This window comes from Sulfurovum sp. bin170, from assembly GCF_010892395.1.
In the GTDB taxonomy this organism is placed as follows: domain Bacteria; phylum Campylobacterota; class Campylobacteria; order Campylobacterales; family Sulfurovaceae; genus UBA1140.
In genome coordinates, this window is record NZ_JAACKB010000115.1 from 1 (window position 1) to 7,772 (window position 7,772).

The following is a 7,772-nucleotide window of genomic DNA, read 5'->3' on the forward strand; positions in this document are numbered from 1 at the left end:
GGACTAAAGTCTCCGATTCCAAAGGAGTTTAATTAAAAATCCTCTTTTGTCTTAGCACTCTCTACTATCGAAATAATCAAAGTATAACCATTGGCAATAATTGCTCCAATAACCAAACCTACAATAAGATTTACACTACTTCCATCGCCAAACTGAAACATAAAAAATGCAGGAAATAGATGCAAGTCAGCAACCAATGAACCTGCTAAAAGCTCTGCGGAGAGTAGATTACGAACACCAAGTTTTAGAATAGTGGAGATAAGATTAATGCTACCTGCGGCAAAAAGTGCAACGGCTGTGTGTTCGTAGAGAAATGAGACACTGGTTGTTAGGCTCATTAGTGTAAAAAATATATAAAAGACTTTTCCCCAATTCATGATAGAACTCCTTGAAACAATTTTAAAATACAAAAAAATTATATTTGAAAATGGTTTTTATCTAACATATACGAGATACAATGCCAATGAATTAAGCTAAATAGTTCGGGTGTAAACACGCCGATTCCGAAAATGCGACTTGCATATAAGGAAACGATGGCTTCAGCCTCGCTAATTCATTGGGGTTGGGTATTGAATTTTCATTACCAGACCCCAATTTTAGTTCCTACATAGTTCCTTGCTCAAACTGAGCTCTCATCTTCTCTTTCTCTTTCTCTCTTTTGAGTCCTGCTGCCTCTCTCTCTCTAAACTGCAAGATAGAGAACTTCAACCACATCAAAATAGGAGATGCCACAAAGATTGAGGAGTATGTACCCACAACAACACCAACGAGTAGAGTAAAGCTAAACCCAGAGATAATCTCACCACCAAAGATATAGAGGGTCAATACAACAAAGAATGTCGTAAGAGATGTCAAAGTCGTTCGTGAAAGTGTTCTAGTCACAGACTCATCAATTACATCAGCCAAATCAGGTGATTTAATCGTTCGAATCCCCTCTCTAATTCTATCAAATACAATAACTGTATCGTTTAGAGAGTATCCAAGAATAGTCAGTAACGCTGCCAAAATAGGCAGATTGACATCTATTTGAAAAAGTGCCAATGCCCCCATAGCGATAATAATATCATGCGTCAGTGCAACAACAGATGCTATAGCAAAACGCCACTCAAATCTGAATGAGATATATGCCAAGATACCAATAATTGCCCAAAACATCGCCATCAATCCTTTGGTCTTTAGCTCATCACCAACAGCAGGCCCCACCATATCAACCCGTCTGATTTCAAAAGCTCCTGAACCATCAAGAATTTTTCTTATCTCATCACCTGTATCTACATCTACTTTTTTTGAGCTGTTTTTGGTTCTAATCACTATCTCTGTGTCACTTCCAAAAAAAGTTACATTGGCTCCTTTGTAGCTCTCTACTTTACTTAGTCTATCTCTCACCTCTTGAATAGGTGCATCTTTCTCATACTGTACCTGAATCAGTGTACCACCAGCAAAGTCGATACCGTAGTTCAAACCCTTGGTAGCAAGAAATCCTAAAGAGAGAACCACTAGAACTATAGAGAAGATACCAAACTTTTTGGCATTTGTCATAAACCTTACAACAGGTCTGTTATACTTAAATACTTCCATTATTTTCTCCCCTCTGGTCTGATTCCAAACCAAAACTGTAGTCTATCTTTTTTAATTTTTGGCAATATCCATTGATAGATACCATGTGTACCCAAAATAGCTGTGAGCATTGATGCCAAGATACCGATACTAATCGTCAAAGAGAACCCTTTAATAGGACCTGTACCATAAGCAAAAAGAACAACAGCTGCAATAAGTGTTGTGATATTCGCATCCCAAATCGCAGTAAAGGCGTTATTGTACCCCTGCTCTATCGACTTGGTAATCGAATTTCCTGCATGAAGTAGCTCCCTGATTCTCTCATTGATAATAACATTCGCATCAACTGCCATACCAACGGTCAGAACAATACCTGCCATACCTGGCAAAGTAAGTGTTGCTTCAAACATAGACATCACCGCCAAGATGAGGAAGAGGTTTGCAATCAGTGCCGCATTGGAGATGGCTCCTGCCATACCATAATAGAAGAACATAAAAACAACAACTGCCAAGAAACCAATAATAAGAGCTATAGAACTAGCTTTAATACTATCAGCACCCAAACTTGGGCCAACACTTCTCTTCTCTTCAACCTGAACAGGGGCTAATAATGCACCTGAACGCAGAGCAATAGCGACATCATGTGCCTCTTGTGGTGTGAAGTTTCCAGAGATTTGTCCAGAACCTCCACCGATTCGTTCACGAATTACAGGTGCAGAGTAGACCTTGCCATCAAGAACAACTGCCATTCTCTTACCCACACTCTTTCCAGAAAAGTCACCAAATATCTTGGCTCCTTGACCATTAAGTTTGAAGCTAATAAGTGGTTGATTATTCTGCTGGTCATATCCAACTTTTGCATCAACAAGCATTGAACCATCTAAGATTGGTATAGAGTAGAGAAGATATTTTTGATTCTCATCAGCTACATCTCTCAAAATCACATCACCAAACTGTTTTGCTTCTTCATCACTCATGGTATCGACTCGTGATGCTCTATCCTCATCCACTGCCATCATCTGAAGATGTGCTGCTTTTGCGATAAGTGAGCGAATTCTCTGCTCATCTTCTGCTGTCTTAATCCCTGGAACTTCAACCAAGATTTTATCTTCACCCTGTTTAGCCACAGTAGGTTCTGCCAAACCAAACATATTTAGACGATTTCGTATAGTATCAACAGCTTGATTAATGGCATTTTGTTTAGTATCTTCTATAAGCTTATCACTCATAATCAACTCAAAATTCATACCATTTTTATTGACTGTAATATCCTTGAACTCCTCTGCCAAAATCTTAGTCACCTTTGGCAAATCATCCTTATCAAGAATCTCAAATATGACTTTTCCATCAGCTATCTTCAACTCATCAAATATAACATCTTCATCTTCCAAGTTATACTTAACAGTCGTACCGATAGATTTCACTTTGGACTCAACAGCTACCTCACTCTTGATACTAAGAAGCATATGTAAACCACCCTGCAAATCAAGACCTAATGTAATTTTTTTGCCCTCTTCACTCTGTGTCAATGAAGGAATCGAAAAGACCACCCCAAAAACAAAAGCAAAGAGAAATATAACAACTCTATAATTTAAACTATTCATCTCTTACGCTTCAACATTTTTTGATACGAAAGCTTTATCTAATTTTACGATATTCGTATCATTTAATTTAATTTTGATAAAATCCTCTTCAACTTTAACAACTTCAGCATAAATACCACCAGAAGTTAGTATTTTGTCACCTTTAGTGAGTGATTCTAACATCTCTGCGTGAGATTTTTGCTGTTTTTGTTGGGGTCTGATAATCAAAAAGTAAAAAATTACAAATAAAATAATGAGGGGTAAAAATTGTGCTACTTGTTCCATGAGGGAATCCTTTTATGTCTATAAAAATAATCGAGTATTTTACCATTAAGATAATAACAACAGGCTTTGTTATAGCCATTTTGAGTTCAGGAGCGATGTACCTTGATTGGCTGGGCTTCGTAAACCATTTTGTCAATACCATATTGGGAATACTCATGCTCTATTGGCTACTGCAAAGCGATAAAAAAGTTTGGTTTTGGGGTGGATTTTGGATAGGTGGGTTGTGGTTTTGGTGGATGTCTGTTAGCTTTTTTAACTATGGTTTTGCTTGGGCTATTCCTCTTGGTGTACTGTTTCCTTCTCTTGTTTATGGGTTTGTTTTTTGGATTATTGCTAAGATTGCTGAGATTATAGGGCAAAAAATAGAAGGGCAGACACATGGGTCTGCCCCTACGGTTTTGGTTATCAAAGCTTTAGCATTATTAGCTCTATCCTATTTGCATCCTCTAGGATTTGACTGGTTTAAACCTGAACTTATCTTTACCAATAGCTATTTGGGTATTGAAAAATGGCAGTTTGCTATTGTGCTTTTTGCCATCTCTATGACTATTTACAAACAAGGGCAACCACGAGGGGCGAGGCTAAAGCCATCGGTTCCTTATATGCAATCTATATGTTCGGAATCGGCGTGTTTACACCCGAACTATTTATCTCAAAGAAAGCTTAATCCATTATTATATCTATTGCTAATTATATTAGCTTACCCCTTCTCATCACACTTTGATAAGAGACCACTACCAAAAAGTGGCATCGTACTATCCAACTCCATGACAACAGTAGAGGACAAATGGAAACCAGAACTTCAACCGTTACATGTAGATATGGTTTTTAAGAAAATAGATAGAGCCATAGCAGAAAAAAAAGGTTTAATCATATTTCCAGAGTCTATCTTTGCATTCTACTTAAACACACAACCAAACCTAATGACACTACTACAGGGTTATTCAAATGAAATTGCCATCGTCATAGGTGGATTGTATTGGGATGATGGAATACCTAGAAACTCAACCTATATCTTTAAAGATGGGAAATTCAGTATAGCAAACAAAGCAGTTCTCGTCCCTTTTGGAGAGCAAAATCCTCTACCAAAATGGATGGGTAAAATAGTAAATGAGATATTTTTTGACGGAGCCCCTGACTATGTCGCCTCTGATGATGTTACAGACTACAGTATAAATGGTATAACCTACAGAAACGCCATCTGCTACGAAGGCTCTTCAGAAAAGCTATATAAAGGTGACCCAAAACAGATGATTTTAATCTCCAATAACGGCTGGGTTACACCATCAATTGAGCCAACTCAACAGAAGATACTGCTACAGTACTATAGTAAAAAGTATGGTACTACTATCTATCATTCTGCGAATATGTCTGCTTCTTATACTGTTCATAATGGGGAGGTTATTAAGTGAACATTATAACAGACAGATATGAGAAAAAACTAGCTATAATAAGGTATTAAAATAGATATTTAAAAAGGTACTTAATTATGCAACTGATTCTATCAAACTACACAGCAAGTATTAGTGAACTAAAAAAATCACCAACAGAACTGCTCAAAAAAGCAGGTAATGAGGCTATTGCCATACTTAATCACAATACACCAAGTGCCTATCTTGTCCCCTCTGAAACCTATGAGAAGTTGATGGAGATGTTGGATGATTATATGCTCTATAGAGAGGTAAAAGAGCGACTTGATAATGACTCTGACTACATAGAGGTTTCGCTAAATGAGCTATAAACTTGCCTTTCATAGAAAAGCACTAAAAGAGTGGGAACAGTTAGACAATAGTATCAAAGAGCAGTTCAAAAAGAAATTGGAAAAGCGACTAGAGACACCAAAAATACCTAAAGATAAGCTCCGTGGATTTGATATGGTCTATAAAATCAAGCTCAAATCAGCAGGATATAGACTTGCTTATAGAGTCGAAGATGAAACCATAACCGTCTTGGTTTTGGTTGTTGGGAAGAGAGAAGATAATAAGGTTTATAAGATGCTTCATGGAAGAGTTTGATTAAAACTCTCATATGCGTATCCCACCGAGGAGAGACTGTGAAAGAACTGTAGGGTGTCAATTTATTGCACCACAAAATAGGTTAGAAACCTCTTTTTTATCTACCAATTTCATATTTGGTGCAATAAATTGCACCCTACGATTGAAATGCATAGGTTCTTTCACAGTCTCGGACGGATGGAAACGAGTCAGATTTATATTGCACCTAAAACACTCTATTTGGGTTGAAAAAGCTCTCTCTTTATCTCCTCTATCCTAGCCAATGACAACCCAGTAGATTTATGTATAATATCTACATCAAGATGCAACTTCAACATCTGCTTTGCAACAATTATCATCCCTTTTTCAATACCTTGGTCAATGCCTTCTTTAATTCCCTCTTTAATCCCTACTGCCCTACCATCCTGATAAAATGGTATATTTTCAATATCTACAGCCAACATATCTGCTCCTTTTTTCACATTCTCTTCTAGTTCTCTATTGGTTGACAAAATCGTTACTTTTTCCAAGTAGTTTTTGTACTCTCTATCATCATCTTTGGTCAACTCTCTAATTCTTTTCAAGATAGTATTGACAATCATCTGCTTATCTTTACCCTCAAAATCACATAATATAGAGAGTGCAACTGCCGATGGATTTTAATGATACAGAAGCTCTTCACAGCTTATATCTCGCACATCAATTATATCATAACTATATGAAATTCTATTTCGCTCAATCCTATCTCTCATATAACACTTCTCTTTGCCGATATAGATAACAAATTGAGAAACTTCATAATCTCTGTACTCAAAGAGTATATCACTAAAATATCGCAACATCCTAAGCTCCATCTTGCTATGGTTGTTGTTCTGTATCTCTATATGCACAATCTTCTTATCGTACTTAAACACAATGTCACTATCTCGTCTTTCTACTCTCGTCCACTCTTTATCTATCAACTCCACTTCACTATCTATGTCGATACCAAGCATATACATTGATATATCTCGACCTATCTCTTTGATAATCTCTTTTGTTATTATGTCTTTTTGACCCATGAGGTTTCCTTTTTTAAGGTGGTGTTATTTTAGCATAAAAGAACGAAAAGTGTTATTGACTTTTGAGGAGTTGACTCGTTCCCATCCGTCCTCGGTGGGATACGCATACAAGAACCTAAACTACCCAAAAGCAGAACTCGCTCCCATCGCTCCTGCGTGGGAGTGTATATGAGCATTAAGGAGTTTTTAAACAGCTTGTGACTCTCGTATGCGTATCCCACCGAGGACGGATGGGAACGAGCGAGTGGGTTACGACGGAAACCATCGTAACTAGTTAGTCAGTGAGTAGGATACCAATCTCGTTCGGTATTAGATTCAATACTTTGGTCTGAATAAAAACGAACTTTTGTTAACGCAGTAATATTATTCAAAATTGGACTTAATGATTTTGGAATATCAAAAATTATTGTATTTCCATTTATAATTATATTGGAAACAATATTAATATTATCATCAACAGGATAATGTGTATCAGCATAATTTACTATATTTGCATCAATAGAATTCCATTTATTGATATCTTTGTCATCTCCTGAAAGCTGAAGTGAAAAACCAATATTAGTTTCATCATCATTATTTGTATCGAAATAAATCAGCCATATATATCTATTATTTTTTTGACTATTTTCTTTATCATTAAAATTAGATTTTAATTGACTAGGAAGTTCTAAAATTTTCATTTCTACTCTAATCTTGCTCTCTGTAACATTAACACTCATTTCAGATAAATCTATAAAAGAAGTAATTATTTTTTCTTTATAACTTTCTTTTATTTTATCTTTCATAATATCATTCGGAGTAATAAATCCATTTTTAGAAATAGTAATTGGTTCTTCTCTTTCTGTACTTGTTGGAGTTGTAGCAGAAGTTCCACCTGTCTGCTCCTCTTTAACCTCAACAGCCTCTTCATCCGAAATAATCAACTCATCAGAAAGCCCCTCAATCTCCTTGTCCACACAATCACTGTCAACACAAGCATTTATCCTATCAGGTAACTCTTTAGTCACATTATTATCAATCAACTCTTGTGCCATCTCTTTGATATTTCCACTCATCGCCTCGGTAGCTGTCAACTCTTTCTCTCTAAGTGTATTGATATTGCTCTCCAAATCTTTTAAAAGCGTCTTATAAAACTCATCTTGTGCATATTGAGTATCTAAAGTCCTAATAGCCTCTACATCTTGGGTTTTCAGATGACCTGCATCTATCATTGATTGCAAGATAGAAAGCTCTTTCTCATCTTCACTGTTTTCAAATCCACTATAGTTTAGTGTAAATTTACCACCATCATA

General features: G+C 36.4%; 10 protein-coding genes. 3 read left to right on the forward strand and 7 right to left on the reverse strand.

Features of this window, described 5'->3' with window-relative positions:
• Positions 1 to 32 precede the first annotated feature (32 nt).
• The 4 genes from GSY74_RS02765 to yajC form a co-directional block, all read right to left on the reverse strand.
• On the reverse strand, positions 33 to 377 hold the full coding sequence (locus GSY74_RS02765) for a DUF6394 family protein (protein WP_164663587.1): 345 nt from the start codon (positions 375 to 377) through the stop codon (positions 33 to 35).
• 226 nt (positions 378 to 603) lie between these two features.
• The gene (gene secF / locus GSY74_RS02770) at positions 604 to 1,578 is read right to left on the reverse strand and encodes a protein translocase subunit SecF (protein ID WP_164663588.1); all 975 of its coding nucleotides are present in this window, start codon (positions 1,576 to 1,578) and stop codon (positions 604 to 606) included.
• Positions 1,578 to 3,161, reverse strand: coding sequence for a protein translocase subunit SecD (gene secD / locus GSY74_RS02775; protein WP_164663589.1), 1,584 nt, complete (start codon positions 3,159 to 3,161; stop codon positions 1,578 to 1,580). Before secD ends, secF begins: the two co-directional genes overlap by 1 nt.
• A 3-nt stretch (positions 3,162 to 3,164) precedes the next feature.
• Complete coding sequence (yajC, locus tag GSY74_RS02780) at positions 3,165 to 3,425, reverse strand: preprotein translocase subunit YajC (RefSeq protein WP_164663590.1); 261 nt, start codon at positions 3,423 to 3,425, stop codon at positions 3,165 to 3,167.
• A 14-nt stretch (positions 3,426 to 3,439) separates the two neighbouring features.
• Between yajC and GSY74_RS02785 the strand changes: the two genes are divergently transcribed.
• The 3 genes from GSY74_RS02785 (at position 3,440) to GSY74_RS02795 (ending at position 5,440) form a co-directional block, all read left to right on the forward strand.
• Entirely contained in the window at positions 3,440 to 4,837 is a 1,398-nt protein-coding gene (locus tag GSY74_RS02785) for an apolipoprotein N-acyltransferase (protein ID WP_164663591.1), read from the forward strand.
• A 77-nt stretch (positions 4,838 to 4,914) separates the two neighbouring features.
• Positions 4,915 to 5,166, forward strand: a complete 252-nt coding sequence (locus GSY74_RS02790; RefSeq protein ID WP_164663592.1) for a type II toxin-antitoxin system Phd/YefM family antitoxin — start codon at positions 4,915 to 4,917, stop codon at positions 5,164 to 5,166.
• Positions 5,156 to 5,440: a type II toxin-antitoxin system RelE/ParE family toxin gene (locus GSY74_RS02795; RefSeq protein WP_164663593.1), complete on the forward strand. Its 285-nt coding sequence runs from the start codon at positions 5,156 to 5,158 to the stop codon at positions 5,438 to 5,440. Before GSY74_RS02790 ends, GSY74_RS02795 begins: the two co-directional genes overlap by 11 nt.
• 215 nt (positions 5,441 to 5,655) lie before the next feature.
• Here the strand turns inward: GSY74_RS02795 and GSY74_RS02800 are convergent, their stop codons facing one another.
• The 3 genes from GSY74_RS02800 to GSY74_RS02810 all read right to left on the reverse strand — a co-directional run.
• On the reverse strand, positions 5,656 to 6,021 hold the full coding sequence (locus tag GSY74_RS02800) for a hypothetical protein (RefSeq protein ID WP_164663594.1): 366 nt from the start codon (positions 6,019 to 6,021) through the stop codon (positions 5,656 to 5,658).
• 57 nt (positions 6,022 to 6,078) lie between these two features.
• Positions 6,079 to 6,480 carry a hypothetical protein gene (locus GSY74_RS02805; protein WP_164663595.1) on the reverse strand — a complete coding sequence of 134 codons (402 nt, stop codon included), beginning with the start codon at positions 6,478 to 6,480 and terminating at the stop codon, positions 6,079 to 6,081.
• 278 nt (positions 6,481 to 6,758) lie between these two features.
• A partial coding sequence (locus GSY74_RS02810) for a hypothetical protein (protein WP_164663596.1) occupies positions 6,759 to 7,772 on the reverse strand: 1,014 nt, incomplete at its 5' end.

What these genes read in the sequence shown, in the direction of transcription:
- secF (WP_164663588.1), bottom strand. Translation starts at nt 1,578, where the DNA reads ATGGAAGTATTTAAGTATAACAGACCTGTTGTAAGGTTTATGACAAAT.
- GSY74_RS02765 (WP_164663587.1), bottom strand. Translation starts at nt 377, where the DNA reads ATGAATTGGGGAAAAGTCTTTTATATATTTTTTACACTAATGAGCCTA.
- GSY74_RS02800 (WP_164663594.1), bottom strand. Translation starts at nt 6,021, where the DNA reads ATGATTGTCAATACTATCTTGAAAAGAATTAGAGAGTTGACCAAAGAT.
- GSY74_RS02805 (WP_164663595.1), bottom strand. Translation starts at nt 6,480, where the DNA reads ATGGGTCAAAAAGACATAATAACAAAAGAGATTATCAAAGAGATAGGT.
- GSY74_RS02795 (WP_164663593.1), top strand. Translation starts at nt 5,156, where the DNA reads ATGAGCTATAAACTTGCCTTTCATAGAAAAGCACTAAAAGAGTGGGAA.
- secD (WP_164663589.1), bottom strand. Translation starts at nt 3,161, where the DNA reads ATGAATAGTTTAAATTATAGAGTTGTTATATTTCTCTTTGCTTTTGTT.
- GSY74_RS02790 (WP_164663592.1), top strand. Translation starts at nt 4,915, where the DNA reads ATGCAACTGATTCTATCAAACTACACAGCAAGTATTAGTGAACTAAAA.
- GSY74_RS02785 (WP_164663591.1), top strand. Translation starts at nt 3,440, where the DNA reads ATGTCTATAAAAATAATCGAGTATTTTACCATTAAGATAATAACAACA.
- yajC (WP_164663590.1), bottom strand. Translation starts at nt 3,425, where the DNA reads ATGGAACAAGTAGCACAATTTTTACCCCTCATTATTTTATTTGTAATT.